The following is a 24,902-nucleotide window of genomic DNA, read 5'->3' on the forward strand; positions in this document are numbered from 1 at the left end:
GTCGCCTTGAGCTGACCCCGCCTCTCGCGGGTGCGAGAGGGGTGCCACGGCGCCGCGACGGCGGCAAGGGGGAGCGCAAAGGGCGCGCGCCGGCGAAGACGCATGCGGGCGTGCGCGAAGGGGCGCGAGGGGCGCGCGCGGGGCGTCGCGCACCCCTCGCTGGGTGACGGAGCGTCAGTTCGCCGTCACTTTCTGATAGGTGTTCTTCAGCTCGTCCTGAATGACGATGGCGGTACCCTTGGCGGCGAGCAGCAGGTCCTGCTGCGGCGTGCGGGTGCTGTAGCTCCAGCCCGCCGGCAGTTTGAGCCGGCTGCCGAGGCCGGCGAGGTCGGCATAGCTGAGCGTCGGGTCGACGATCTGGGCGTAGGACTGCATCACATAGACCGCGCCGTCCGGGGCGGTGAGCTGGAACACCGGCTTGCCGGCGTCGAAGCGATAGGTGGTCTCGCGGTCGATGGTCTGCTCGGTATAGGAGGGGCCCATCGCCTGATGCAGCGACAGCGACACTTCCGCCCGCTTGGCCATCACGATGCCGCCCACCGTGATGACCTCGCCGGTCTTGGTGTCGCCGGTGGCGGTGATGCCGTCCATGATGAAATGGCGCGGGCCGTTCATGACCACGGCGAGCGTGTCAAACTCCCGGAGCAGTTCGCGCCGGGTCAGCGCGTCCCATTTGTCGGCGGGGCAGTCATCAAAGCCGAGCGTGTTGAACACCGAGGCCTTGAGGCCGTCCAGCGTGAGATGCACCGCCACCAGCTCGCAATAGCGCGCGTCGCGCAGCACCGCCGGCAGCTTCGGCGTGACATCCGGCGTCGGCTGCTGCGCCAGCGCCGCCGTCGCGCAGAGCGGCAGAACGAGGGCGAGAAGGGCGGAGCGGGTGAGCGTGGGAAGCCGGGCGAACATGGGCAACATCCTCGGTCGGGGCAGGTGGCGGGAAGCTACCCCCACCTGCGCACCGGGCGGAAGACGCGCCCGGCGATGCGACCAAGAATAGACAGGCAAAGAACAGACAGGCACACGCCGCCGACGGGCGCGAAGGGAGCGGCGGGAAAACCCGCCGCGCCAGGCCTCGTCAGGCGGTGACGCCGGTGCCGATGGGGCAGGAGACGCCGGTGCCGCCGAGCCCGCAATAGCCGTTCGGGTTCTTGGCGAGGTATTGCTGGTGGTAATCCTCGGCGAAGTAGAACACCGGGGCGTCGACGATCTCGGTGGTGATGGGCGGGAAGCCCTTCGCCTTCAGCGCCGGCTCATAGGCCGCCTTGCTCGCCTCGGCCTCCGCGCGCTGCTGGGCTGAGGTGACATAGATGCCGGAGCGGTAGGTGGTGCCGACATCATTGCCCTGGCGCATGCCCTGGGTCGGGTCGTGGCTCTCCCAGAACAGCTTGAGCAGCTGCCCATAGCTGACCTTCGCGGGATCGAACACGACCAGCACCGCCTCGGCATGGCCGGTGAGCCCGGTGCAGGTCTCCTCATAGGTCGGGTTCGGGGTGATGCCGTTGATGTAGCCGACGGCGGTCACATACACGCCCGGCGTCTGCCAGAACTTGCGCTCCGCGCCCCAGAAGCAGCCAAGCCCGAAAATCGCGGTCTCCAAGCCCTCGGGGTAGGGGCCCTTCAGCTTGTGGCCATTGACGAAATGGGTCTCGGCGGTGGGCAGCGGGCGGGCGCGGCCGGGCAGCGCCTGCGCGGGGGTCGGCAGGTCGATACTCTTCTTGAAGAAGAACATGGGGCAAATCCCTTGCTGGAATGGCGGCAATATGGGGATTGACGCCGCTTCGCGCGAGGGCGGAGCCGTGCCGCGCTGTTCACGCGCGCGGCATCACGCCGCCGGGCGGCGGCCGATCAAGAGCAGCAGCGCGCCGGCGACGCCGAGCACGAGAAAGAGCGGGGCGCCCAGCACCGGCACGGCGAGATGATCCCACACCGTGGCGGAGAGGGTGCGGGTGACGAAGGCCTGAAAGCGCGTCAGCGAGTCCGGTCCCACGGCGAGCCAGGTGACGCCGAGCGGAGTGGTGACGATCTCCGCCGAGGCGATGGAGCGCACGCCGTCCAGCACCAGCGCCACGAAGGCCCCGGCCAGAACCCACAGGCCGACGAAGCGGAAGAGAAAGCGGATCATGAATGCCGGTCTCCTGACCCCGCCTCGCCGGCGGCATGCCCGTCTTAGACGCCATCGCCGAAAGGCTGCAAGGGCGCAGGTCCGCGAGGGGTGTCCTGCGGGCGTCATCTCGGACGGCCGCAGGCCGGTCCGGGACCGTTTCCCCAATGGGAGAGCGATCCCGGCTCTCCGCCTCGCTCCAGCCGGGATGACCGGTGCGCGAGGCGAGCGGCCGGCCGGTGAGTGGCCCTGTGCGCGCGGCATTGCGCCGCCGGGCTCTCGCGTCCGTGAAGACCCTTAGCCTTGATGTGGATCAAGGTTGTCGCTCGCCCGCGGCGCGAAAGCTCCCTCCACATCATGGAGTCGTTCCAGATCGGCCGATCGGAACGTGGAGGGTCGAATGACGCAGCTACAAAGCTCCGCTGGACGCGGCTCGGGTGCCACCGAGCCGGGCGTCGATCAGAGCGGAAAGAAGATGACCTTCGGCGAGGGCGGCCTCGCCTTCGTCTTCGCGGTCCTGGCGCTGTCCTGCATCACCGTCGCGGCAAAGACGCACGATGCCGCCTATGCCTTCCACGCCTATCTCTCGGCCTTCGCCAGCCTGGCGGCGGTGTTCGTCATCCTCAACCGCTATGTGGACCGCCCGGCGGCCCTGCCGGCGCTGGAGATCGACGGCAAGCCGAACTACAATTTCGGCCCGGTGAAGTTCGCCACCATTGCGGCGATGTTCTGGGGCATCGCCGGCTTTCTGGTCGGCGTCATCATCGCCTTCCAGCTCGCCTTCCCCTGGCTGAACCTCGACCTGCCCTGGACCGCCTTCGGCCGGCTGCGGCCGCTGCACACGTCGGCGGTGATCTTCGCCTTTGGCGGCAACGTGCTGATCGGCACCTCGTTCTATGTGGTGCAGCGCACCTCGCGCGCCCGCCTCGCCGGCTATCTCGCGCCGTGGTTCGTGGTGCTGGGCTATAACTTCTTCATCGTCATCGCCGGCACGGGCTATCTCCTGGGCATCACCCAGGGCAAGGAATATGCCGAGCCGGAATGGTACGCCGATCTGTGGCTGACCGTGGTGTGGGTGACCTATCTGCTCGTGTTCCTCGCCACGCTGTGGCGCCGCAGGGAACCGCACATCTACGTCGCCAACTGGTTCTATCTCGCCTTCATCGTCACCATCGCGATGCTGCATCTCGGCAACAACGCGACGATCCCGGTCTCGGTGTTCTCGCCCAAATCCTACATCGTCTGGGCGGGCGTGCAGGATGCGATGGTGCAGTGGTGGTACGGCCATAACGCGGTCGGCTTCTTCCTCACCGCCGGCTTCCTCGCCATCATGTACTACTTCATCCCCAAGCGGGCCGACCGGCCGGTCTATTCCTACCGGCTGTCGATCATCCACTTCTGGGCGCTGATCTTCATCTATATCTGGGCCGGCCCGCACCACCTGCACTACACCGCGCTGCCGGACTGGGCGCAGACGCTGGGCATGACCTTCTCCATCATCCTGTGGATGCCCTCCTGGGGCGGCATGATCAACGGCCTGATGACGCTCTCGGGCGCCTGGGACAAGCTGCGCACCGACCCGGTGCTGCGCATGATGGTGGTGTCGGTCGCATTCTACGGCATGTCGACCTTCGAAGGCCCGATGATGTCGGTGAAGGCGGTGAACTCGCTTTCCCACTACACCGACTGGACCATCGGCCATGTGCATTCCGGTGCGCTCGGCTGGGTCGCCTACATCTCCTTCGGCGCCATCTACTGCCTCGTGCCGTGGCTCTGGCAGAAGCGGGAACTGTATTCGCTCCGCCTCGTCAACTGGCACTTCTGGATCTCGACCATCGGTATCGTCTTCTACATCTCGGCGATGTGGGTGGCGGGCATCCTGCAGGGCCTGATGTGGCGCGCCTACACCTCGCTCGGCTTCCTCGAATACTCCTTCATCGAGACGGTCGAGGCGATGCACCCCTTCTACATCATCCGCGCGGTGGGTGGCGTGCTGTTCCTGATCGGCGGGCTGATCATGGCCTTCAACCTGATCATGACCATCCGCCAGCCGGATCTGGCGGAAGCCGGCACCGGCGTCCCCAACCCGTCCCTCGTGCCGGCCGAGTGAGGAGGCAAGATCATGGCTGAAGCCGTCGCTCCGAAGAAATCCCTCTGGGCCAAGCACGCCTTTCTCGAGAAGAACTCGATCTGGCTGGTCATCGGCATCCTGCTCGTGGTCGCCATTGGCGGCCTCGTGGAGATCGTGCCGCTGTTCTACCTCAAAAGCACCATCGAGAAGGTCTCCGGCATCCGTCCCTGGACGCCGCTGGAACTCGCCGGCCGCAACATCTATGTCCGCGAGGGCTGCTACAACTGCCACTCGCAGATGGTGCGCCCGCTGCGCGACGAGGTGGAACGCTACGGCCACTACTCGCTGGCGGCCGAGAGCATGTATGACCGCCCGTTCCAGTGGGGCTCCAAGCGCACCGGGCCGGACCTCGCCCGCGTCGGCAACAAATATTCCGACGAATGGCAGCGCCAGCACCTCGCCGATCCGCGCTCGGTGGTCCCGGGCTCGATCATGCCCGGCTACCCCTTCCTGGCGCAGACCCCGCTCAAGACCTATGAGGTCGCCGACGACATGAAGGTGAACGCCGTGCTCGGCGTGCCCTATTCCGAGGCGATGGTCACGGAAGCGCTGGCGGACCTTCGGGCGCAGGCCAACCCCGACGCCGATGCCGACGGGCTGAAGGAACGCTATCCCGGCGCGCAGCAGCGCGACTTCGACGGCAATCCCAAACTGCTGTCGGAAGCGGATGCGCTGATCGCCTATCTCCAGGCGCTCGGCACCATGGTCGACTTCAAGCTCTACGACGACAAGGCAAACATCCGCTGAGGAGGCTGGGATGAACGAGACCTATCGCGCCCTCGCCGAATTCGCTCAGACCTGGGGGCTTCTCTACTTCGTCGGCATCTTCCTCTGCGTGCTCGCCTATGCGCTCTCGCCGCGGCGCAAGGCGCAGTTCGAGGACGCTGCCCGCATGCCGCTGCGCGAGGATTGATCATGGCCGAGCATCACAAGAACGAAGTCGACGCCGTCACCGGCGTCTCGACGACCGGCCACGAGTGGGACGGCATTCGCGAACTGAACAACCCGCTGCCGCGCTGGTGGCTGTGGACCTTCTACGCCACCATCGTGTGGGCCTTCCTCTACTGGATCGCCTACCCGGCCTGGCCGCTCGTCTCCGGCTACACGTCAGGCGTGCTCGGCTGGAAGTCGCGCGAGGCGGTGCAGGTGCAACTCGCGGACCTGCGCGTCCAGCGCGGCGCCTTCGCCGAGAAGCTGGAAGCCGCCTCGCTCGAACAGATCGAGGCCAGCCCCGAACTTCTGGCCTTCGCCCGCGCTCAGGGCCGCGCCGCCTTCGGCGACAATTGCGCCCCGTGCCATGGCTCGGGTGCCGCCGGCTCCAAGGGTTATCCGAACCTGAATGACGACGACTGGATGTGGGGCGGCTCGCTGGAACAGATCCAGCAGACCATCCTGCACGGCATCCGCTCCACCGATGCCGACGCCCATGTCGGCGACATGCCGGCCTTCGGCCGCGACGGCCTGCTGCAGCGTCCGGAAATCGTGGCGGTGGCGGACTATGTGCGCTCGCTCTCCGACCTGCCGGTGCCGAAGGGCGTGACGCCCGACCTCGCCAAGGGCAAGGAAGTGTTCGCCGCCAATTGCGCCGCCTGCCACGGCGCCGACGGCAAGGGCAATATCGAGCTTGGCGCGCCCAATCTCACCGACGGCATCTGGCTCTACGGTTCGGACCGCGACAGCATCATCGCCACCCTGACCAATGGCCGCGCCGGCATCATGCCGGCCTGGGCGGGGCGTCTCGACCCGACCACCATCAAGGCCCTCACCGTCTATGTGCATGCGCTCGGTGGGGGACAGTAGCGCGCGCACCCTGACGGGTTGAGGCCATGCGGCGGGGCGTCTCAGCGGCGTCCCGCCGCATAAGCATTTTTCCGCCCGGCAAGCCCCGGATCAACGCTCCCCGCGCACGGGTTTAGAAAGCCTCCATGAGAGGCGCAGAGCGCACGGTTTCGGGGACCGACATGAACATGGCGACCAAGGTGGAACGGCTCGACGAGCCCGAATATGACGACGATGCCCCGCTTTACGAGGCCCGGCGCAAGATCTACCCCATCGCCGTCCACGGCACGTTCCGCAAGATCAAGTGGACGCTGCTCATCGTCACCCTCGGCATCTATTATCTCCTGCCCTTCCTGCGCTGGGACCGCGGGCCCAACGCCCCCTCGCAGGCGGTGCTGGTCGACCTCGCCAATGGCCGGTTCTATTTCTTCTTCATCGAAATCTGGCCGCAGGAAATCTATTACGTCACCGGGCTTCTGATCCTGGCCGCCCTCGTGCTGTTCCTGATGAACGCGGTGGCCGGGCGGCTGTGGTGCGGCTATCTCTGCCCGCAGACCGTGTGGACCGACCTGTTCCAGGCCATTGAGCGCATGGTGGAAGGCGACCCGCGCGAGCGGCGCGAGAAGCTGAAGACCGCCTCGCGCGGCCGGCGCGCCTTTGAGGCGGCGTCCAAGCACACGCTGTGGCTGATGGTGGCGTGGTGGACCGGCGGCGCCTGGGTGCTGTATTTCGCCGACGCGCCGACGCTGGTGTGGCAGCTGTTCACCGGCACCGCGCCGATGGTGGCCTATCTCTGGATCGCCATACTGACCTTCACCACCTATGTGCTCGCCGGCCATATGCGCGAGCAGGTGTGCACCTATATGTGCCCCTGGCCGCGCATCCAGGCGGCGCTCACCGACGAATACGCCTTCAACGTCACCTATCGCTACGATCGCGGCGAACCGCGCGGCTCGTTCAAGAAGACCGAGGCGCTGCGCGCGGCGGGCGTGCCGGCGGGTGACTGCATCGACTGCAAGCAATGCGTCGCCGCCTGCCCGACGGGCGTCGATATCCGCCTCGGCAGCCAGCTCGCCTGCATCCAGTGCGGCCTGTGCATCGACGCCTGCGACACGGTGATGAACAAGGTGGGCCGCCCCACCGGGCTGATCGCCTACGACACCGAGATGAATGTCGAGCGCCGCATGAAGGGGCTGGCACCCGTCACCAAGGTGCTGCGCGCCCGTACCCTGCTCTATGCCGGCCTGATCGTCATCGTCGGCGGCATCATGGTGGCGACGCTGGCGATGCGCGGCTCGGAAGGCGTGTCAGTCATCCATGACCGCAACCCGCTGTTCGTGCGGCTCTCCGACGGCTCGCTGCGCAATGCCTACACGCTGCGCATCGTCAACAAGCAGTCGCTGCCGCGCCGCTTCGCCATCGCGGTGGACGGCGTGCCGGAGGCGCGGCTGGAAGTGGTGGGCGGCATTTCCGTGACCGAGAACGGCCATCCCGTGGTCGAGGTCGGGCCGGACCAGACCTATGAGCTGCGGGCGCTGGTTTCCACCTCCGCCAAGCTGCCGGCCAATGCCTCGCTGCCGGTCACTTTCTCCGTCACCGACGTGGTCGGCGGCGAGACCACGACCGCTCCCGACCATTTCAAGGGCCCCTGACGCCCCGACCGGAGAACCCGCATGGCCACGCTCATGACCGCGCGCGACGACGGCAAGGTCCGGCCGCTCACCGGCCGGACGGTGCTGATGTGCTTCATCGCCTTTTTCGGCGTGGTGTTCACCGCCAATTTCTTCCTGGTGCGGGCGGCGCTGAGCACCTTCGGCGGCGTGGAGACGGAAAGCTCCTACAAGGCCGGGCTCGCCTTCAAGGCCGAGAGCGAGGCCGCCGCCGCGCAGGCCGCGCGCCACTGGCAGGTCGACGCCCATGTCGAGCCGGGCCGGCTCGATGTCGCCGCCCGCGACGCCGCCGGCCGGCCGCTCACCGATGTCGCGCTCAGCGCCACGCTGCGCCACCCCACCGACCGCCGCTTCGACGTGACGCTCGATCCGGTCAAGGTCGGCGCCGGCCAGTGGCGGGCGAGCGACACCATCAATGCCGGCCAGTGGGAGCTGGTGATCGAACTCTCCCGCGACGGCGAGCGGCTGTTCCGCTCCACCAACCGCGTCGTCATCCGTTAGGTCGCTTCACCGTTTCGCGGAAACGGTGAAGCGATTCTCGTTCTTTGTTTTATCGCGTTTTCTTCACGCAATCCGGTATTCACTTCGCTCGAAAACGCTCCAGGCCGGAGGCATCCCATGGGCGCGCAGGCTCTTTCTCTCCCGGCGACCGCTTCCCTGCCCGCCACGCCGGTGGCGCAGGACTATTCGCTGTTCCTGCGCCGCGATCCGGCCGGGCAGGCGGAAATGGCCTTCGCGGTGGAGGGCATCGACTGCGCCGCCTGCATCGACGAGATCGAGGATGGCTGCGAGGCGCTGCCCGGCATCGCCCGGGCGCGGCTGAACTACACTACCCACCGCCTCACCATCGGCTGGGAGGCGAAGGCCGAGCCTGCCCCGGCGCGGGTGCTGGAGGCGCTGGCCAAGGCCGGCTACCGCGCCTATCCCTTCGAGGCCGACCGGCTGGAGGAGATCGACAACTCCACCTCGCGGCATCTGCTGCGCTGCCTCGGCGTCGCCGGCTTCGCGGCGATGAACATCATGCTGCTCTCGGTGTCGGTGTGGTCGGGCAATGTCACCGACATCACCCCGGAGACGCGCGATTTCTTCCACTGGCTCTCGGCGCTGATCGCGCTGCCCGCCGCCGCCTATGCCGGCCAGCCCTTCTTCCAGAGCGCGTTGCGGGCGCTGAAGGCGCGGTCGCTCAACATGGATGTGCCGATCACGCTCGGCGTGCTGCTGGCGCTCAGCGTCTCGGTGTTCGAGACGCTGCACCATGCCGAGCACGCCTATTTCGATTCGGCTGTCATGCTGCTGTTCTTCCTGCTGGCGGGGCGCTATCTCGACCACGCGATGCGCCGGCGCACGCGGGCGGAGGCGGGCAATCTCGCCGCGCTGAAGGCGGTCACCGCCAACCGCATCGAGCCGGACGGGCGGCTCGTCACCGTGCCCGCCGCCGCGGTGAAGCCGGGCGACGAGGTGATGCTGCGGGCGGGCGAGCGCGCGCCGGTGGACGGCATCGTGCTGTCCGGCACGGCGGCGGTGGATGAAAGCCTCGTCACCGGCGAGACGCTGCCGCGCAGCCTCAGCGTCGGCGCCACGGTGCATGCCGGCAGCCTCATCCATGACGGCGTGCTGCGGCTGAAGACCGTCGCGGCCGGCGAGGACACCTTCCTCGACGAGATCGAGCGGCTGCTCGACAAGGCCTCGACCGCGCGCGGGCGCTATATCCGCCTCGCCGACCGCGCCGCCCGGCTCTACGCGCCGATGGTCCACACCACGGCGCTGCTGGCGCTTTTCGGCTGGCTCATCGCCGGTGCCTCGCTGCACCAGGCGGTGCTGATTGCGGTGGCGGTGCTCATCATCACCTGCCCCTGCGCGCTGGCGCTGGCCGTGCCGGCGGTGCAGGTGGTGGCGGCGGGCACGCTGATGCGCGCCGGCATGCTGCTGCATTCCGGCGACACCTTCGAGCGCCTCGCCGAGATCGACACCGTCGCCTTCGACAAGACCGGCACGCTGACCCTGCCGGAGCCGAGCCTTTCCGACGCGGGCGATGTGCCGGCGCCGCTGCTCGCCGCCGCCGCCCGGCTGGCGCTGGCCAGCACCCACCCGCTGGCGCGGGCGATCGCCGCCGCGCACCCCGACGCACGGCCGCTCGACACTGTGCGGGAAGTGCCCGGCGCGGGGGTGGAGGCGGAGATCGACGGGGTGACGGCCCGGCTCGGCAGCCCGGCCTTTTGCGGCTGCGAGGCGCTCGCGGCCGAACGTGCCGCCCTGAGCCCTGAGGCCTCGCTGGTGGCGGTGCGGCTGGGGGAAGCCTGCGCCGTGCTCGACATTCGCCAGGCGCTGCGCCGCGATGCCAGGGCGGTGATCGACGATTTGCGCGTCGCCGGGCTGAAGGTGGTGCTGCTCTCGGGCGACCGGCGCGCGGCGGTGGCAGCGGTGGCGGGCGAACTCGGCGTCACCGACTGGTGGGCGCAGATGCGGCCGGGCGACAAGATCGCGGTGCTGGAGAGCCTCGACGCCAAAGGGCACGGCGTGCTGATGGTGGGCGACGGCATCAATGACGCACCCTCGCTCGCCAGCGCCCATGTCTCGCTTTCCCCGATCAGCGCCGCCGATGTGACGCGGGCGCAGGCCGACGCGGTGTTTCTCGGCGAGAAGCTGGCCCCTGTCGCCATCGCGCTGAAGGTGGCGCGCCGGGCGCGGCATCTGATGCGGCAGAATTTGATGATCGCCGTGGTCTATAATCTCATCGCCGTGCCGCTGGCGGTGGCGGGCTACGTCACCCCGCTGGTGGCGGCGCTGGCCATGTCCGGCTCGTCGGTCATCGTCACGCTGAACGCGCTCCGCGCGCGGCAGGGCGGCTTTGCCGCCGGGGAAAAGGAGGCGGCATGAGCGTGCTGCTCTATCTGGTGCCGGCGGCGCTGAGCCTCGGCCTGCTCGGGCTGGTGGCCTTCCTCTGGTCGCTGCGCAGCGGTCAGTATGACGATATCGAGGGCGCGGCGGTGCGCGTGCTGTCCGATGACGATCTGCACGAGGCGGCGCATGAGCGCCCGGACCGCAACGCCCTGACCGGCGAGCCGCGGGCATGAGCGCGAGTGATTTTTTCGACGCTGAAGCGGAAGCGGCCCGCGCCGGCCGGCTCGGCTGCGCCTGCCCGGAAGACGCGCCGCGCGCGCTGCGCCGTTCGCTCGGCATCGGGCGGCTGGCCGGCGGCTTCGCCCTCATAGTGCTGGCGCAGGCGCTGACGCTGGGCGCGCTGCCGCTCGCCGGGGCGATGCTGGCCCCGCGCCCGGAGCTCGCCGCCCTGCCACTCGCCGCCCTGCTGCTCGGCGCGGCGCTGGCGAGCCTTCCCGCCAGCTTTCTGCTCGACACGTTCGGCCGGCGTGCCGCCTTCGCGCTCGGCGCCAGCCTCGGCGTCGCCGGCGGGCTGATGGCGGCCTATGCGATGGCGCTCGGCGCCTTCCCGATGCTGGTGCTGGGCGCCGCCTGGCTCGGCGCGGCGCAGGGTTTCGGCATGTTCTACCGCCACGCGGCGGCGTTCGGCGCCGCGACCGGGGCGCGGGCGGGCATGGTGGCGCGCCTCATCGGCGCCGGGGCGCTGGCGGGCCTTGCCGGGCCGCTGCTGGCGGGGGCGGCGGAAGCGGCCTTCGCACCCTACACCTTCGCCGGCACGCTGCTGCTCGCCGCGCTGGCGCAGCTCGGTGCGCTGGCTTTCGCCGTGCTGCTGCCCGAGGCGCGCTTTTCCCATGCCGATCTCACCGTGGAGGCGATGACCGTCGCGGCCCCAGCCCCGCGCCCCGCGCCGCTGGCCTGGCGGGCGCTGATCCTGCCGACGCTGATCGGCGCGCTGGCTTGGGGGGCGATGACGTCAGCCATGGCCGGCGCGCCGCTGTCGCTGGCCGGCTGCGGCGTCGGCGTGCCGCTGATCTCGGGCGTCGTCGCCTGGCATGTGGTGGCGATGTATGCGCCGGCGCTGGCCGGCGGGGTGCTGGCGCGGTGGATCGGCGCGCCGCCGCTGGCACTGCTCGCCTTGGCGCTGTGCCTCGGCGCGGCACTCGCCGTGGGGTGGGCGACCGACGCGGTGATGATCTCTGCCGCCTTTCTCACGGTCGGCGCCGGCTGGGCGCTGGCGAGCCTTGCCACCACGTTGATGCTGCATGGCGCGGGCACGCCGTCCCGGCTGCAACTCGCCGCCCATGACGGCCTGCTGCTCGGCGCCGCGCTGCTCGGCGTGCTGGTCTAGCCCTCACAGCTCCCATCATCCCGGACGGCGCCGGCCGATCCGGGATGACGGCCGTTTTCGCGATATTGACGCCCGCGATGCTTTATGTAAGTGATCGTTCACTGACATTGCGGTGAGGGATCGGGCATGTTCACGCGGCTGATGACGGCACGGCGCTTCGCGCCGCTGTTCTGGTGCCAGTTTTTCGCGGCGTTCAACGACAATTTCGTGAAGAACGCCATGGCGCTGCTGATCCTTTACGGTATCGCCCATGTGAATGGCGGCGCGCTGGTGACGCTGGCGGGCGGCGTGTTCATCCTGCCCTTCTTCCTGTTCTCCTCGCTCGGCGGCCAGCTTGCCGACCGCTACGACAAGTCGCTGATCGCCCGGCGGGTGAAGTTCGCCGAAATCTGGATCGTGCTGATCGCCAGCGCCGGCTTCGTCATCCAGTCGATCCCGCTGCTGTTCGTCGGCCTGTTCCTCATGGGCACGCTGAGCGCGCTGTTCGGGCCGGTGAAATACGGCATCCTGCCCGACCACCTCGCCAAGGACGAGCTGGTCTCCGGCAATGCGCTGATCGAAATGGCGACCTTCGCCGCCATTCTCGGCGGCACGGTGGGCGGGGCGCTGGCCTTCACCCATACCGGCGAATGGGCGGTGGCCGGCTTCACCTTCGTGCTCGCCGTCATCGCCTGGCTGTCCGCCCGCGCCATCCCCCCGACGCTGGCCGGCGCGCCGGACCTGAAGATCGACCCCAACATCTGGCGCAGCACGATGACGCTGCTCGCCGATATCCGCGCCGAGACGCCGATCTGGCGCGGGGCGCTGATCGTCTCCTGGTTCTGGCTGGTCGGCGGCGTGGTGCTCTCGCTGCTGCCCACCCTGGTGAAGGACAATATCGGCGGGCTGGAAAGCGTCGTCACCCTGTTCCTGGTGCTGTTCACCATCGGCGTCGCCATCGGCTCGACGCTGGCGGCGAAACTGTCGGAGGGGCGCATCCTGCTGGCGCTGGTGCCGGCGGCGGGGCTGCTGATGGGCGTGTTCGCGCTCGATCTGGCGCTGCTCATGGGCACGCTCGCCCCCGCCGCGCAGCCGATCGGCTGGTACGACTTCCTCACCTCGGGCGCGGGCGTGCACGCCGCCATCGGGCTGATCGGCCTTGCGGCGGCCGGCGGCGCCTTCGTGGTGCCGACCTTCGCCTTCGTGCAGGCGGCGGCGGGCGAGGACCGGCGCGCCCGGGTGATCGCCGGCAATAATGTGCTCAACGCCGCCTTCATGGTGGCGGGGGCGGTCATCGTCGCCGCGCTGCAATTCGCCGGCTTCACCGCCCCGGCGCTGCTCGGGCTGATCGGCGCGGCGAGCCTCGTCGTCGCCATCCTCGCCGGCCGCGCCTTTCAGGGGCAGGTGCTGCGCGACCTGATCAAGCTGGTGTTCCGGGTGCTGTTCCGGGTCGAGGTGACGGGGGCGGAGCATCTGAAAGCCGCCGGCCCCGGCTCGGTGATCGCCATCAACCATGTGAGCTTTCTCGATGCGCCGCTGATCATGGCGCTACTCGACAATGACCCGGTCTTCGCCGTCGACCGCGCCATTGCCGAAGCCTGGTGGGTGAAGCCCTTCCTCAAGCTGGTGCGCGCCTTCCCGCTCGACCCGACCAAGCCGATGGCGACCCGCGACCTGATCCGCCAGGTGCAGCAGGGCGAGCAATTGGTGATCTTCCCCGAGGGGCGCATCACCGTCACCGGCTCGATCATGAAGATCTATGACGGCTCGGCGCTGATCGCCGACAAGGCGGACGCCCCCGTGGTGCCGGTGCGCATCGAGGGGCTGGAGCAGACCTATTTCTCCCGCCTCGACGGCCACCAGACCCGCAAGCGCCTTTTTCCCAAGGTCCGCGTCACCATCCTGCCGCCGCGCAAGCTGAAGGTCGACAAGGAACTGTTCGGCCGCAAGCGCCGGCGGGCGGCGGGCGCGGCGCTGTATGACGTGATGAGCGATCTCGTCTTCGAGACCAGCCACACCAATGTCACCATCTATCAGGCGGTGGAGGACGCGGCGGTGCGGCTCGGCATGAAGCGCATCGTGCTGGAAGACCCGCTCGGCACCATCCTGTCCTATCGCAAACTGCTGCTCGGGGCGAAGATCCTCGGCGACAAGCTGGCGCGGGAGACCGCGCCGGGCGAGAAGGTCGGCGTGCTGCTGCCCAACGCCGCCGGCATCGCCGTGGTGCTGATGGGGCTCTCGCGCCATGGCCGCGTGCCGGTCATGCTCAACTACACCGCCGGCGCCACCAATCTCGTCATCGCCTGCAAGGCGGCGCAGGTGAAGCTGGTGGTCGCCTCGCGCGCCTTCATCGAGAAGGCGCGGCTGGAGGCGGAGGTGGCCGAGCTGGAAAAGCATGTGCGGGTGCTGATGAGCGAGGATATCCGCGCTTCCGTCACCACGCCGGACAAGATCCGCGCCATGCTGCCGCTGCCCGCGCCCAAGCCCGCCCACCCTGATGACCCGGCCTTCGTGCTGTTCACCTCAGGCTCGGAAGGCACGCCGAAGGGCGTCGTGCTCTCCCACCGCAACATCCTCACCAATGTGGCGCAGGTGGCGGCGCGGATCGACTTCTCCCCCGCCGACATCATGTTCAACGTGCTGCCCGTGTTCCATTCCTTCGGCCTCACCGGCGGGCTGGTGCTGCCGATGGTGTCGGGGCTGAAGACCTATCTCTACCCCTCGCCGCTGCACTACCGGATCATCCCGGAACTGGTCTACGCCACCAACGCCACCGCCATTGTCGGCACCGACACCTTCCTCATGGGCTATGCCCGCACCGCCAACCCCTATGATTTCCGCTCGCTGCGCTTCGTGGTGGCCGGCGCCGAGCCGGTGAAGGCGGAAACGCGGCGGGTGTGGATGGAGAAGTTCGGTCACCGCATTCTGGAAGGCTACGGCGTCACCGAATGCGCGCCGGTGCTGGCGGTGAACACGCCGATGTTCAACCGCGTCGGCACGGTGGGCCGCATGCTGCCGGGCATCCATCACCGGCTGGAGACCATGGCCGGCATTGAGGAAGGCGGGCGGCTGCAGGTGCGCGGGCCGAATGTGATGCTGGGCTATCTCCGCGCGGAGAAGCCCGGCGTGATCGAGCCGCCGGAGCATGGCTGGTACGACACCGGCGACATCGTCAGCTTTGACGAGGAAGGCTTCGTCGCCATTCGCGGCCGGGTGAAGCGCTTCGCCAAGATTGCCGGCGAGATGATCTCGCTCGCCGCCATCGACGCCATGGTGGCGACACTGCGGCCCGATGCCGAGCATGTCGCCGTGGCGGTGCCGGATGCGCGGCGGGGTGAGCGCATCATCCTCATGACCACGGCGCCCGACCTCACCCGCGCCGCGCTTCAGGCCTATGGCCGCGAGCGGGCGGTGACCGAGCTGATGATCCCGGCGGAAATCCTGCGCATGGACGTGTTGCCGCTGCTCGGTTCGGGCAAGGTGGACTTCACCAAGGCGCGCGGCATCGCGCTGGAAATGCTCGCCGCCCGCGCGCCGGCCGGAGACGGGGCATGAGGGCGGCCCCCGCCCGGCGCGGGCGCGAGGGCGGGGCGGCCCGCGCGCGGGGACCCGACCCGCGGGCGCGGGGCGCCGATACGCGCGCGCGCATCGAGGCGGTGGCGCTGGAACTCTTCGCGCAGAAGGGCGTCGCCGGCACCTCGGTGCGCGACATCGCGCTCGGCGTCGGGGTGAGCGAGGGGGCGCTCTACCGCCATTTCCCCTCCAAGGAGCAATTGGCGCGCGAGCTGTTCCTCACCCGCTATGCCGGGCTTGCGGCGCAAATCTGCCAGCTCGACGCCGCCGAGCCGCAGCTGGAGCCGAAGCTGCGGGCGGTGGTGCGGCTGGCCTGCGGCCTGTTCGACGCCGAGCCGGCGCTGTTCGCCTATCTGCTCATCCACCAGCACGAGCATCTCGGCACCGTGCCGGATGCGCCGGACGCGAATGTGGTGGAGGCGGTGGCGCAGATGCTGCGCGGCGCCGGGGTGCCGCCCGCGCGCGTCACACTGGCCAGCGCCATGGCGCTCGGCTGCGTGGTGCAGCCGGCGGTGTTCGCGCTCTATGGCCGGATCGAAGGGCCGCTGGCGGCGCAGGCGGAGGCGATCGCGGCGGCGGTGCTGGGCGTGGTGGAACGGGCGAAGGCGGGATAGGGCGGCGCGAATGCGGGCCGTTTCAGACGTCCGTCATCCCGGACGGTCCGCAGGACCGATCCGGGATCGCGCGCAGGAAGGGCGGGGAGCGATCCCGGCGCGCGCTTCGCTTGGCCGGAATGACGGCCAATGGATGGCCCGCTCGCCTCACCCCAGCCCTCTCCCCCGTCGGGGAAAGGGGGCGGCGGCGCCCGGCGTCGAAACGGGCCCTGCCGTTCTTCACCTCACCCCGTCGGGGAGAGGTCGCCGGCCCGTCTCAGAACAGCTTCATGCCGGGCGGGATCGGCAGGCCGGCGGTGATCGCCTGGGTCTTTTCCTGCACGATGCGCTCGCCCTTGGCGCGGGCATCGGCATGGGCGGCCACGATCAGGTCTTCGAGGATTTCGGCCTCGTCCGGGTTGAGCAGGCTCGGGTCGATATGGATCGCCTTGAGCGCGCCCTTGGCGGACACCCGCACCGTGACCATGCCGCCGCCGGCGGCGCCCTCGACCTCGATGGCTTCAAGCTCCGCCTGGAGCTGCTCCATCTTGGACTGCATTTCCTTCACCTTGGACATGATGCCGAGAAGGTCTTTCATCGGGAAACTCCTGTCATCAGAATTCGATCTCGTCATCCGCGCCCGGCCCGTCGTCGCGGGCGGCCATCAGATCGGCGTCGGTCATGTCGGCATCGCCGGTGAAGCTGGCCGGTTCCTCCGGGGCGAGGGAGCGCACATCGACGATGGTGGCGCCGGGAAAACGCGCCAGCGCCGCCGCCACCAAGGGGTCGGCGCGCACGCCGGTCATCATCGCGTCGCGCTGGGCGGCGGCCTTCTCGGCCAGTGTCGGCTCGCCCTCTTCACGCGAAAGGGCGACCAGCCAGCGCCGGCCGGTCCATTCCGACAGCTTGGACTGCAGTTCCTGAATGAGGTTCGGCGCCCCGCCGGGGGCGAGGGCCACTTCCATCTGCCCGTCCTCGAAGGCGACGAGGCGCACGCTGTTTTCCAGCGCGAATTTCAGCTTGAGGTCGCGCCGGGCGGCGGCGAGGGCCACGAGATCCTCGAAGCTCGCCACGGCGAGGCCGGGCGTGGGCGCGGGTGCCGCTGCGGCCGGGCGCGGCGTGGCGCGCGAGGCGACGGACAGGTGGCTGGCGGCAGTGGGCGCGGCGGAAGGGGCGTTCGAGGGCGCGGGGAAGCTGCGCGGCGCGGTCGCCGCCATCGCCGAACCGCCACCGCCCGAACCGCCGCTCATCGCGGTGCCGCCGCCGGAAGGCCGGGCGGCGGGCGCCTCGGGTGCCCCGTCGCGCAGGCGCCGCAGCGCCTCGTCCGGGGTCGGCAAATCGCTGGCATAGGCGAGGCGCACCAGCACCATCTCCGCCGCCTGCATGGGCTTGGCCGCCTGCTGCACCTCGCCGAGGCCCTTGGTGAGCATCTGCCAGGCGCGCGAGAGCACCCGCATGGACAGGCCACGGGCGAACTCCCGCCCGCGCAGGCGCTCGGCCTCCACCAGCGCCGCGTCGTCCGCCGTCTCGGGCAGGATCTTCATCCGGGTGACGAGATGGGTGAATTCGGCGAGATCGGCGATCACCACCGCCGGGTCGGCGCCGGAATCATATTGCTCGCGCAGTTCGGTCAGCGCCTGCGCGATGTCGCCCTGCATCAGCGCCTCGAACAGGTCGATAACCCGCCCGCGATCGGCGAGGCCGAGCAGGGCGCGCACCTGCTCGCCATGCACCATGCCCCCCGTCGCCTGGCCGCCGGAATGGGCGATGGCCTGATCGAGCAGCGAGAGCGCGTCGCGCACCGAGCCTTCCGCCGCGCGGGCGATGAGGCTCAGCGCCTCGGCGTCGATGCCCACCCCTTCCGCCGTGCAGATGCCCTGGAGATGGCGCGCCAGCGTGCCGGCCTCGACCCGGCGCAGATCGAAGCGCTGGGTGCGCGAGAGCACCGTGACCGGCACCTTGCGGATTTCGGTGGTGGCGAAGATGAACTTCACATGCTCGGGCGGCTCTTCCAGCGTCTTCAAGAGGCCGTTGAAGGCCGCCGTGGAGAGCATGTGCACTTCGTCGATGATGAACACCTTGTAGCGCGCCAGCACCGGCTTGTAGCGCGCCGCCTCGATGATCTCGCGGATGTCGCCAATGCCGGTATTGGACGCGGCGTCCATTTCCTGCACGTCGACATGCCGGCTTTCGATGATGTCGCGGCAGTGGCGGCCGAGCACGGGCATGTCGAGCGTCGGCGCGCCGCCGCCCGCCGGGCCATCGGCCGGCTCGTAATTGAGCGCGCGGGCGAGGATGCGGGCGGTGGTGGTCTTGCCGACGCCGCGCACGCCGGTGAGGATATAGGCCTGCGCGATGCGCCCGGAGGCGAAGGCGTTGCCCAGCGTGCGCACCATCGCCTCCTGGCCGATCAGATCGGCGAAGGTCTGCGGCCGGTATTTGCGGGCGAGCACGCGATAGGGGGCGGCGGCCGCCGCCGGGGCCACGGCCGGCACGTGCGGCGCGGGCCCAAGGTCGAAGGCCGGCCCGTCATCGCCGGGGTGCGTCAGGTCGGGCATGTCGGGGGTGTCGGCGCTCATGGCCCCTTCATAGCATCGCGGGCGGTGCCGGGCACAACGGCGCAGTGACGCGCGCGGGAAATTTCCGGGGACGGGACGGCCGGCGTGCCGGCCTTTCCCCGCCCGGCAGGCGCGTGCGGCGCGCTACAGCCGCCATTTCACCGCGAGCGAGCCGGTCTGGTTGAGATAGTCGGAGGGGCTCGCCTCAACGTCATAGCGGGCTTCAAAGGTCAGTGTCTCGGAATGGCGGGCCTGAAGGCCGAGCCCGGCGGTGAACAGCCAGGGCGACAGGTCGGCGCCGGGCGTGACGAAGGGGCTGCCGCCGCCGGCGAAGGCGGCGGTGACGCCGCCGGTGTCGCCGATGAGATCATAGCCGACGCTGCCGCGCGCCGTCAGCGCCAGCGTCTCGGTGAGCGCGTAGCGCAGAGCGAGTTCGCCGGAGAGGAAGAGTTCGCGATACGTCGCGCCGTCCACCGCGAGGCTGAGCGGGCCGGCGCCGGTCTCGCGGTAGTTGTCCGTGTCGACGCCGAGGAAATCCAGCCTTAGCGCCGGCATCAGCGTCAGCCCCTCGCCGGCCGGCAGGGTGCCGCGCAGCCGCGCGCCGAGCTGCAGCACGCGGCTCTGATAATCGGCCTGCGCCTGCGTGCCCATGAAGCCGATGCTGCGGGTGGTGTCGGTGTCGACCAGCCCGGCATTGGCCTGCGCGCTGAGGTCGAGCGTCTCCGTCAGGGCGTAGGAACCATAGGCGCCGAGCGTGTAGGCATGCAGATTCGCCGTGCCGGTGGCGAGATTGGCCCGCGCGGCGTCGGTGTCGGCGGAAACGCTGGTGGAGGTGAAGGCGAACAGTGCGCCGGCGCGGAACGGTCCATCGAAATGGCGGTCGACGCCGAAAGCGGCGCCGCCGCCGTCGAAGCTGTAGCCCGGCACGCCGCCGATGGCACCCTGATGGCCGCCGCCGCCGAGCGGGCGCACCCAGGCCTGGCTGGTCTCCGGCGCCGTGTCCAGCCGGTCGGTCACGACCTGCCCCAGCATGCGCTGGACGTTCGCCGTCGCCTCGGTGGTGGCGCCGGCCAGAACCGGCAGCGTCTGGCTGATCGCCCCCGACAGAGCGGGGCCGGCGAGATCGTTGAGGGTGAGCGTCACCGGCGCCATGGCGCCGAACAGCCCGTCCGTGGTGCCGGCGACGGCATAGAGCGTGCGGGCCGCACCGAGGGCGGCGGTGGTGCCGGTCGCCGCCACCGTCTGCGCATAGGGCCGCACCACCCTGGCATTGGTGATGTCGCCGGTGAAAATGGCGGAGGAATCATAGGTGCCGAGCAGCATGTGCGCGCTCAATGCGTCGCCCTCGATGCCGCCATAGAGGCTGGTGAGCTCGCCATTCGTGATGGTGTTGAACAGCACCCGCCCTTCCGGCGTGATCGAGCCGAGCAGGGTGAAGGCGGTGCCGTCCGGGCGCAGCCCCTCGCCCCAGAAATAGCCGCTCTTGTAGCCGGTGATGATGAAGGTGCCGGGCTGGGTGGTGCCGAAGGCCTCCGGGCTGACGATCCGCCACGGCGTGCCCTGCGACCACGCCCATTGCGGCGAGAGATTGCTCGGCACCACCTGCGCTTCCGGCGGGGTGAAGACGTCGGGATCATAGGGCAGCATATAGGCCCAGTGGCTCACCAGCAGGTCGGTGCCGATGATCATCTGCATTTCCATGCTGATCGTGTCGCCGATCGGCACCATCCGCCCGAGACCGATGGTGCCGGGGCCGCCATCGGTGGAGGTGAACACCATGGAAATCTGTCCGGCCGGCGTCACCGTGCCCTGAATGGTCAGTTCCGAGGTGGAGACGATGGGGCCGATGGCCAGCGTGCCGGTGCTGGTGCCGGTGAACACGCCGTCGGTGGAGGTGCCCAGCGCCCACAGCGTCTGGTCGCCGATGGGGAACGGGTTGGCGAAGCTGGTGCTGGGTGCGGCATAGGCCAGCATCTGCGGTACGGTCACATACCAGTAGCTGTTGCTGAGGAGCGGGTCCCAGATCGACTGCGCCTGCGCCGCCGGGGAGAGGAGGAGCGCGCCGATGAGAGCCGCCAGCCCGCCCGTCGCACACGCGCTACGCCGTTCCCTGTCTTCCCGCACGCCGATCTCCCCAAGGTTTCCTTCTGTGGTTCCTCGGCGCCGAAAATGACGGCGGGCGCGGCAAGGCGCAACCCGGTTGCGGGCGCACTTCACACGTTCGGCGCTATCGAATTTTGGCTGAAGCCGAAGGGTCGCCCGGCTCCGCGTGCCGGGAAAGAGCGGCTGGCATCTTTCCCGAAGGAGGCGGCGTGGGGTGGGAGGCTGGACAGAGACCCGATCCGGGCTCGTTGGGGCTGCTTCCTTCCGGACCTGACCCGGTTGGCGAGTGGCTCGTCCACCGCCAACCTCCCGCCGCCTATATCGTCCAGATGCGCGGGGGATGCAAGGGGGCGACGTTTGTGCGGGCGGCCTGTGTCGGGGCGGGGATTGGGTCTTCGAGGCGAGGCGCCTAGGGCGTCGCTGCGCTGCGGAAAGTGCTCGCTCAAACCGTTGTGACCCCTGGGGCGTCAAGGTTAATTGAGTGGTCGCGTTGAATATCAGATGTTACCAAGAGGAAGGTATCTGTAGGAGTCGATAGAGCAAGTATCAACCGAAGGAGAGGTAAGTTGCTACGTGCATTCGACGAGAATTCATCTGATTGTCATCATTCGGCGCGGCTCGTTGTGTCATCGTTCGCCAATGCGGGACAAAGCCAGGAGCGCGCGGCGCGGCGGAGATACGTCACGGCCGCCGGCCTCGCCGCGCTGGTCGCCGCCAGTGCGCTCGCTCTGGACGGCCCGGCCGCGGCGCAAACGGCACCGCCGGTGAACTCCCCGCCCGAGGTCACGACCTCGGCCGAGGAAGGCTATGCGCCCCAATCCGGCCAGCCGGGCAAGGATGTGGTGTGGGTGCCGACGCCCGACACGCTGGTCGAGCGCATGCTCGACATGGCCGAGGTGACGCCGCAGGACCACCTCATCGATCTCGGCTCCGGCGACGGGCGCACGGTGATCGCCGCCGCCCAGCGCGGCCTCACAGCGCATGGCATCGAATATAATCCCGAACTGGTGGAGCTCGCCAAGCGGCGGGCCGAGGCGGCCGGGGTCGCCGACCGCGCCAGCTTCGAGCAGGCCGACATCTTCGAGACCGATTTCAGCAAGGCGCAGGTGCTGACCCTGTTCCTGCTGCCCGAACTGAACGAGCGGCTGCGGCCGCAGATTCTCGACCTCGAACCGGGTACCCGCGTCGTCTCCAACAGCTTCGACATGGGTGACTGGGAGGCCGACCGGGTCGATCGTCTCGACGACAATTGCGCCCGCTGGTGCACGGCGCTGATGTGGATCGTGCCGGCCAAGGTGGAGGGCGCGTGGCAGCTCGGCGAACAGCCGCTGCGGCTCAAGCAGAGCTACCAGAAGGTCACCGGCGACCTCGGCGGCACGCCGATCGAGCAGGGCCGCGTCGTCGGCAAGGAACTGCGCTTCACCGTCGACGGTATCGACTATGTCGGCACGGTGGTCGGCAACAGCCTGTCCGGCACCGCCTCGGACGGGCCGGTGAAAAACTGGACCGCCATCCGCAGCTAGACCCTGCGCGCGAGTGTCGCCCCGGCCCGCGCCGCCGGCCGGGCGCCGCGCCCGCGCCATCCCTTCCGACATGGAGAGCCCCGTGAAGCCCCTCGCGATCGCGCGCGATTCCGCTGTGGCCGCCGGCCGCGCCCCCGTGCAGGGCATGCCGAAACCGGCCCTTTCCGCGCTCGACGGCATCGCCATGCTGGTCGGCATCGTGGTGGGCATCGGCATTTTCCGCACCCCGCAGATCGTCGCGCTCAACGTGTCGAGCGAATGGGCCTTTGTCGGCTTCTGGGTGATCGGCGGCCTGGTCACCCTCATCGGCGCCTTTGTCTATGCCGAACTCGGCTCGGCCCATCCCCATGCCGGCGGCGAATATCACTATCTGCGCCGCGCGCTCGGGCGGCATGTGGCGCTGCTGTTCGCCTGGGCCCGGCTCACCGTGATCCAGACCGGCGCCATTGCGGCGGTGGCCTTCGTGTTCGGCGACTACGCGCAGGGCATATTGCCGCTCGGGCCCTGGGGGCCGGCGCTCTATGCCGCCGGGGCGATCCTGGTGTTTACCGCCATCAACCTGACCAGCTCGCGCCAGAGCCGGCGGCTGCAGCTCGGCTTCACCATCCTCACCCTTCTCGCCGTGCTGGCCATTGCCGGCTTCGGCCTCGCGCTCGGCAGCGCCCCCTCCCTGCCGCCGGTGTCGGAAGCGGGCTCGGCGAGCGGGGCGTTCGGCCTCGCCATGGTGCTGATCCTGCTCACCTATGGCGGCTGGAACGAGGTGGCCTATCTCTCCGGCGAGATGAAGGATGTGCGGCGCAACATGCCGCGCGTGCTGGTGGTGAGCGTCGCGGTCATCACCGGGCTCTATTTCCTCGTCAACCTCGCCTATCTCAACGTGCTCGGCCTTGAGGGGCTGCGCGCCAGCGACGTGGTCGCCGCCGATACGCTGCAGCGTCTGTTCGGCCCCGGCGCCTCGCTGGCGGTGGCGCTGCTGGTGTGCTTCGCCGCGCTGAGCACGATGAACGCCACCATCTTCACCGGCGCGCGGCTGTATTACTCGCTGGGGCGCGAACTCCCGGTGCTGGGCCGTATCGGCCTGTGGGAGGAGCGCAGCAACATGCCGGTCAACGCCATTCTGGCGCAGAGCGCCATCGCGCTGGCGCTGGTGACCTTCGGCGCGGGCACCCGCGTCGGCTTCCAGGCCATGGTGGAGTATACCGCGCCGGTGTTCTGGTTCTTCCTGCTGCTGGTGGGGGTGTCGTTCTTCCTGCTGCGCCGGGGCGAGGGCGGGCGGGAAGGGGCCTTCCGCGCCCCGCTCTACCCGCTCACCCCGGCGCTGTTCTGCCTCACCTGCGCCTATCTGCTTTATGCCAGCATCGCCTATACCGGCTATGGCGCCCTTGTCGGGGTGGCCGTGCTGCTGGCGGGCGTGCCCTTCATCCGCTGGGGCGGCGCGCCGGCACGGGCGGCGTGAGGGCCGCGGGTCAGCCCGCGCCGCCGAGCAGGCCCTCCACCAGCGCATACACCGCCTTCACCCGCTCCTCATTGGGGTAATAGCGGTTGGCCAGCACGACGATGCCGAGCTTTTCCGCCGGCAGCATCACCACATAGCTGCCGAAGCCGCTGGTCGAGCCGGTCTTGTTGATGAAGCTCACCGGGGCCGGCGGGGAGGGTGGGTCGAGTTTCTTGATCGGCTGCGGCTTCAGCGCCATGTCCGGCGCATTGCCGGCCAGCAGGCGGTCGCGCGTCACCGGCCAGGGATAGCGCTCCCACACCATCTCCTGCACATAGCTCGATGTCTCGTAATAGCCGGTATGGGTGCGGGCCAGCGCCCGCGCCATCTCAGGCGCCACCTTGCCGACACCCATATTGGCGTCGAGGAAGGTGAGCATGTCGATCGCGGTGGATTTCACCCCATAGGCTTCCGGCGCCAGCACGCCCGGCGTCACCCGGGTCGGCTTGTCCGCGGCGGTATAGCCCATGGCGTAGCGCGCCATCGCCGCTTCCGGCACGTCGATAAAGGTGCTGCTGAGGCCGAGGGCCGGAAACAGGTCGTTCTCCGCCACGCGGGGAAAGCTGGTGCCGAGCGCGGTGGCGGTGACGAGGCCGAGCACGCCGATGCTGATATTGGAATAGGCGCGGCGCGTCGCCGGGGCCGCAGCCGGCTTCCAGGCGGCGAGCCACTCCACCAGTTCCTTCTCGTTGCGCACGCTGTCGGGCACCTGCAGCGGCATGCCGCCCGTCGCATGGGTGGCGAGATCGAGCGGGGTGAGGGCGCCGAAGGCGGTGCCGGTGAGGCGCTGCGCCACCTTGTCGAGCGGCGCGTTGAGATCGAGCCGCCCGCGCTCCGCCGCCAGTGCCGCCAGCGTCACGTTGAAGGTCTTGCTGACTGAGCCGAGCTCGAACAGCGTGTCGCCGTCCACCGGTCTGCCGTCGGTGCGGGCGGTCTGGCCGATGGCGAGGATTTCGTGCTGGCCGTTGCGGGTGATCCCGACCACGAGGCCGGGAATGCCATGGGTCTTGGCCAGCGCGCTGAAGAGGGGCGCCGCCACCTTGCCGAAATCGGCCGGGGCGGCGGCGGTCTGGGCGCGGGCCGGCGCCACGGCGGCGCCGAGCGGCAGCAGGGCCGAGGCGAGCAAAGCGCGGCGGGACAGCTGGATCATGGAAGGCTCCTTGGCACGGACA

20 protein-coding genes and 1 other RNA gene are annotated in these 24,902 nt (G+C 69.3%); 13 read left to right on the forward strand and 8 right to left on the reverse strand.

The features are described from left to right. Positions 1-174 precede the first annotated feature (174 nt). The 3 genes from J2S75_RS06745 to J2S75_RS06755 form a co-directional block, all read right to left on the reverse strand. Positions 175-903: a hypothetical protein gene (locus tag J2S75_RS06745; RefSeq protein WP_307019032.1), complete on the reverse strand. Its 729-nt coding sequence runs from the start codon at positions 901-903 to the stop codon at positions 175-177. Positions 904-1,072: 169 nt separating this feature from the next. Then, the gene (gene msrA, locus J2S75_RS06750; RefSeq protein WP_307019033.1) at positions 1,073-1,726 is read right to left on the reverse strand and encodes a peptide-methionine (S)-S-oxide reductase MsrA; all 654 of its coding nucleotides are present in this window, start codon (positions 1,724-1,726) and stop codon (positions 1,073-1,075) included. Positions 1,727-1,819: 93 nt separating this feature from the next. Beyond that, complete coding sequence (locus tag J2S75_RS06755) at positions 1,820-2,119, reverse strand: hypothetical protein (protein ID WP_307019034.1); 300 nt, start codon at positions 2,117-2,119, stop codon at positions 1,820-1,822. 454 nt (positions 2,120-2,573) lie between these two features. On the opposite strand from J2S75_RS06755, the gene ccoN reads away from it, so the two are divergent. The 11 genes from ccoN (at position 2,574) to J2S75_RS06810 (ending at position 16,072) form a co-directional block, all read left to right on the forward strand. Beyond that, positions 2,574-4,208, forward strand: a complete 1,635-nt coding sequence (ccoN, locus tag J2S75_RS06760) for a cytochrome-c oxidase, cbb3-type subunit I (protein ID WP_307019167.1) — start codon at positions 2,574-2,576, stop codon at positions 4,206-4,208. Positions 4,209-4,220: 12 nt separating this feature from the next. Further along, complete coding sequence (gene ccoO, locus J2S75_RS06765) at positions 4,221-4,976, forward strand: cytochrome-c oxidase, cbb3-type subunit II (protein WP_244379207.1); 756 nt, start codon at positions 4,221-4,223, stop codon at positions 4,974-4,976. A gap of 10 nt (positions 4,977-4,986) precedes the next feature. Beyond that, on the forward strand, positions 4,987-5,142 hold the full coding sequence (locus J2S75_RS06770) for a cbb3-type cytochrome c oxidase subunit 3 (protein ID WP_244379205.1): 156 nt from the start codon (positions 4,987-4,989) through the stop codon (positions 5,140-5,142). A gap of 2 nt (positions 5,143-5,144) precedes the next feature. Beyond that, on the forward strand, positions 5,145-6,029 hold the full coding sequence (gene ccoP / locus J2S75_RS06775; protein WP_307019035.1) for a cytochrome-c oxidase, cbb3-type subunit III: 885 nt from the start codon (positions 5,145-5,147) through the stop codon (positions 6,027-6,029). A 161-nt stretch (positions 6,030-6,190) separates the two neighbouring features. Then, a complete protein-coding gene (ccoG, locus tag J2S75_RS06780; protein WP_307019036.1) occupies positions 6,191-7,660 on the forward strand; it encodes a cytochrome c oxidase accessory protein CcoG in 1,470 nt (489 codons plus the stop codon). 21 nt (positions 7,661-7,681) lie between these two features. Next, positions 7,682-8,179, forward strand: coding sequence for a FixH family protein (locus J2S75_RS06785; protein WP_307019037.1), 498 nt, complete (start codon positions 7,682-7,684; stop codon positions 8,177-8,179). A gap of 117 nt (positions 8,180-8,296) precedes the next feature. After that, positions 8,297-10,555, forward strand: coding sequence for a heavy metal translocating P-type ATPase (locus tag J2S75_RS06790; RefSeq protein ID WP_307019038.1), 2,259 nt, complete (start codon positions 8,297-8,299; stop codon positions 10,553-10,555). Further along, positions 10,552-10,752 (forward strand): cbb3-type cytochrome oxidase assembly protein CcoS, encoded by a 201-nt coding sequence (ccoS, locus tag J2S75_RS06795; RefSeq protein ID WP_307019039.1) that lies wholly within the window; start codon positions 10,552-10,554, stop codon positions 10,750-10,752. The genes J2S75_RS06790 and ccoS overlap by 4 nt, the downstream gene beginning before the upstream one ends. Next, positions 10,749-11,906, forward strand: coding sequence for an MFS transporter (locus J2S75_RS06800; protein WP_307019040.1), 1,158 nt, complete (start codon positions 10,749-10,751; stop codon positions 11,904-11,906). The genes ccoS and J2S75_RS06800 overlap by 4 nt, the downstream gene beginning before the upstream one ends. A 126-nt stretch (positions 11,907-12,032) precedes the next feature. After that, a complete protein-coding gene (locus tag J2S75_RS06805; RefSeq protein WP_307019042.1) occupies positions 12,033-15,440 on the forward strand; it encodes an acyl-[ACP]--phospholipid O-acyltransferase in 3,408 nt (1,135 codons plus the stop codon). Then, positions 15,437-16,072, forward strand: coding sequence for a TetR/AcrR family transcriptional regulator (locus J2S75_RS06810; protein ID WP_307019043.1), 636 nt, complete (start codon positions 15,437-15,439; stop codon positions 16,070-16,072). The genes J2S75_RS06805 and J2S75_RS06810 overlap by 4 nt, the downstream gene beginning before the upstream one ends. Positions 16,073-16,328: 256 nt before the next feature. On the opposite strand, the gene J2S75_RS06815 is transcribed toward J2S75_RS06810, so the two are convergent. From J2S75_RS06815 to ffs, 4 genes are all read right to left on the reverse strand, one after another. Continuing rightward, positions 16,329-16,649 (reverse strand): YbaB/EbfC family nucleoid-associated protein, encoded by a 321-nt coding sequence (locus J2S75_RS06815; protein WP_307019044.1) that lies wholly within the window; start codon positions 16,647-16,649, stop codon positions 16,329-16,331. Positions 16,650-16,665: 16 nt separating this feature from the next. After that, positions 16,666-18,630 (reverse strand): DNA polymerase III subunit gamma/tau, encoded by a 1,965-nt coding sequence (locus J2S75_RS06820; protein WP_307019045.1) that lies wholly within the window; start codon positions 18,628-18,630, stop codon positions 16,666-16,668. A gap of 123 nt (positions 18,631-18,753) precedes the next feature. Next, the gene (locus tag J2S75_RS06825) at positions 18,754-20,733 is read right to left on the reverse strand and encodes an autotransporter outer membrane beta-barrel domain-containing protein (RefSeq protein WP_307019046.1); all 1,980 of its coding nucleotides are present in this window, start codon (positions 20,731-20,733) and stop codon (positions 18,754-18,756) included. A 192-nt stretch (positions 20,734-20,925) separates the two neighbouring features. Next, an RNA gene (ffs, locus tag J2S75_RS06830) (signal recognition particle sRNA small type) lies at positions 20,926-21,023 on the reverse strand. 312 nt (positions 21,024-21,335) lie between these two features. On the opposite strand from ffs, the gene J2S75_RS06835 reads away from it, so the two are divergent. Together J2S75_RS06835 and J2S75_RS06840 are read left to right on the forward strand one after the other, a co-directional pair. After that, positions 21,336-22,235 carry a class I SAM-dependent methyltransferase gene (locus tag J2S75_RS06835; protein WP_307019047.1) on the forward strand — a complete coding sequence of 300 codons (900 nt, stop codon included), beginning with the start codon at positions 21,336-21,338 and terminating at the stop codon, positions 22,233-22,235. Between the two features lie 82 nt (positions 22,236-22,317). Further along, positions 22,318-23,691, forward strand: coding sequence for an APC family permease (locus tag J2S75_RS06840; protein ID WP_307019048.1), 1,374 nt, complete (start codon positions 22,318-22,320; stop codon positions 23,689-23,691). 10 nt (positions 23,692-23,701) lie between these two features. On the opposite strand, the gene ampC is transcribed toward J2S75_RS06840, so the two are convergent. After that, a complete protein-coding gene (ampC, locus tag J2S75_RS06845) occupies positions 23,702-24,880 on the reverse strand; it encodes a class C beta-lactamase (RefSeq protein ID WP_307019049.1) in 1,179 nt (392 codons plus the stop codon). Between the last annotated feature and the right edge of the window lie 22 nt (positions 24,881-24,902).

Origin of the sequence: Ancylobacter polymorphus (assembly GCF_030813495.1) — a bacterium.
Lineage (GTDB): Bacteria > Pseudomonadota > Alphaproteobacteria > Rhizobiales > Xanthobacteraceae > Ancylobacter > Ancylobacter polymorphus.

Excerpts from the sequence above, each read along its gene's own strand:
- ccoS (WP_307019039.1), top strand. The coding sequence starts at position 10,552 with ATGAGCGTGCTGCTCTATCTGGTGCCGGCGGCGCTGAGCCTCGGCCTG.
- J2S75_RS06810 (WP_307019043.1), top strand. The coding sequence starts at position 15,437 with ATGAGGGCGGCCCCCGCCCGGCGCGGGCGCGAGGGCGGGGCGGCCCGC.
- ccoO (WP_244379207.1), top strand. The coding sequence starts at position 4,221 with ATGGCTGAAGCCGTCGCTCCGAAGAAATCCCTCTGGGCCAAGCACGCC.
- J2S75_RS06805 (WP_307019042.1), top strand. The coding sequence starts at position 12,033 with ATGTTCACGCGGCTGATGACGGCACGGCGCTTCGCGCCGCTGTTCTGG.
- msrA (WP_307019033.1), bottom strand. The coding sequence starts at position 1,726 with ATGTTCTTCTTCAAGAAGAGTATCGACCTGCCGACCCCCGCGCAGGCG.
- J2S75_RS06815 (WP_307019044.1), bottom strand. The coding sequence starts at position 16,649 with ATGAAAGACCTTCTCGGCATCATGTCCAAGGTGAAGGAAATGCAGTCC.
- ccoP (WP_307019035.1), top strand. The coding sequence starts at position 5,145 with ATGGCCGAGCATCACAAGAACGAAGTCGACGCCGTCACCGGCGTCTCG.
- J2S75_RS06745 (WP_307019032.1), bottom strand. The coding sequence starts at position 903 with ATGTTCGCCCGGCTTCCCACGCTCACCCGCTCCGCCCTTCTCGCCCTC.
- ccoN (WP_307019167.1), top strand. The coding sequence starts at position 2,574 with ATGACCTTCGGCGAGGGCGGCCTCGCCTTCGTCTTCGCGGTCCTGGCG.
- J2S75_RS06790 (WP_307019038.1), top strand. The coding sequence starts at position 8,297 with ATGGGCGCGCAGGCTCTTTCTCTCCCGGCGACCGCTTCCCTGCCCGCC.
- J2S75_RS06770 (WP_244379205.1), top strand. The coding sequence starts at position 4,987 with ATGAACGAGACCTATCGCGCCCTCGCCGAATTCGCTCAGACCTGGGGG.
- J2S75_RS06800 (WP_307019040.1), top strand. The coding sequence starts at position 10,749 with ATGAGCGCGAGTGATTTTTTCGACGCTGAAGCGGAAGCGGCCCGCGCC.
- J2S75_RS06785 (WP_307019037.1), top strand. The coding sequence starts at position 7,682 with ATGGCCACGCTCATGACCGCGCGCGACGACGGCAAGGTCCGGCCGCTC.
- ampC (WP_307019049.1), bottom strand. The coding sequence starts at position 24,880 with ATGATCCAGCTGTCCCGCCGCGCTTTGCTCGCCTCGGCCCTGCTGCCG.
- J2S75_RS06755 (WP_307019034.1), bottom strand. The coding sequence starts at position 2,119 with ATGATCCGCTTTCTCTTCCGCTTCGTCGGCCTGTGGGTTCTGGCCGGG.
- J2S75_RS06820 (WP_307019045.1), bottom strand. The coding sequence starts at position 18,630 with ATGAGCGCCGACACCCCCGACATGCCCGACCTGACGCACCCCGGCGAT.
- ccoG (WP_307019036.1), top strand. The coding sequence starts at position 6,191 with ATGAACATGGCGACCAAGGTGGAACGGCTCGACGAGCCCGAATATGAC.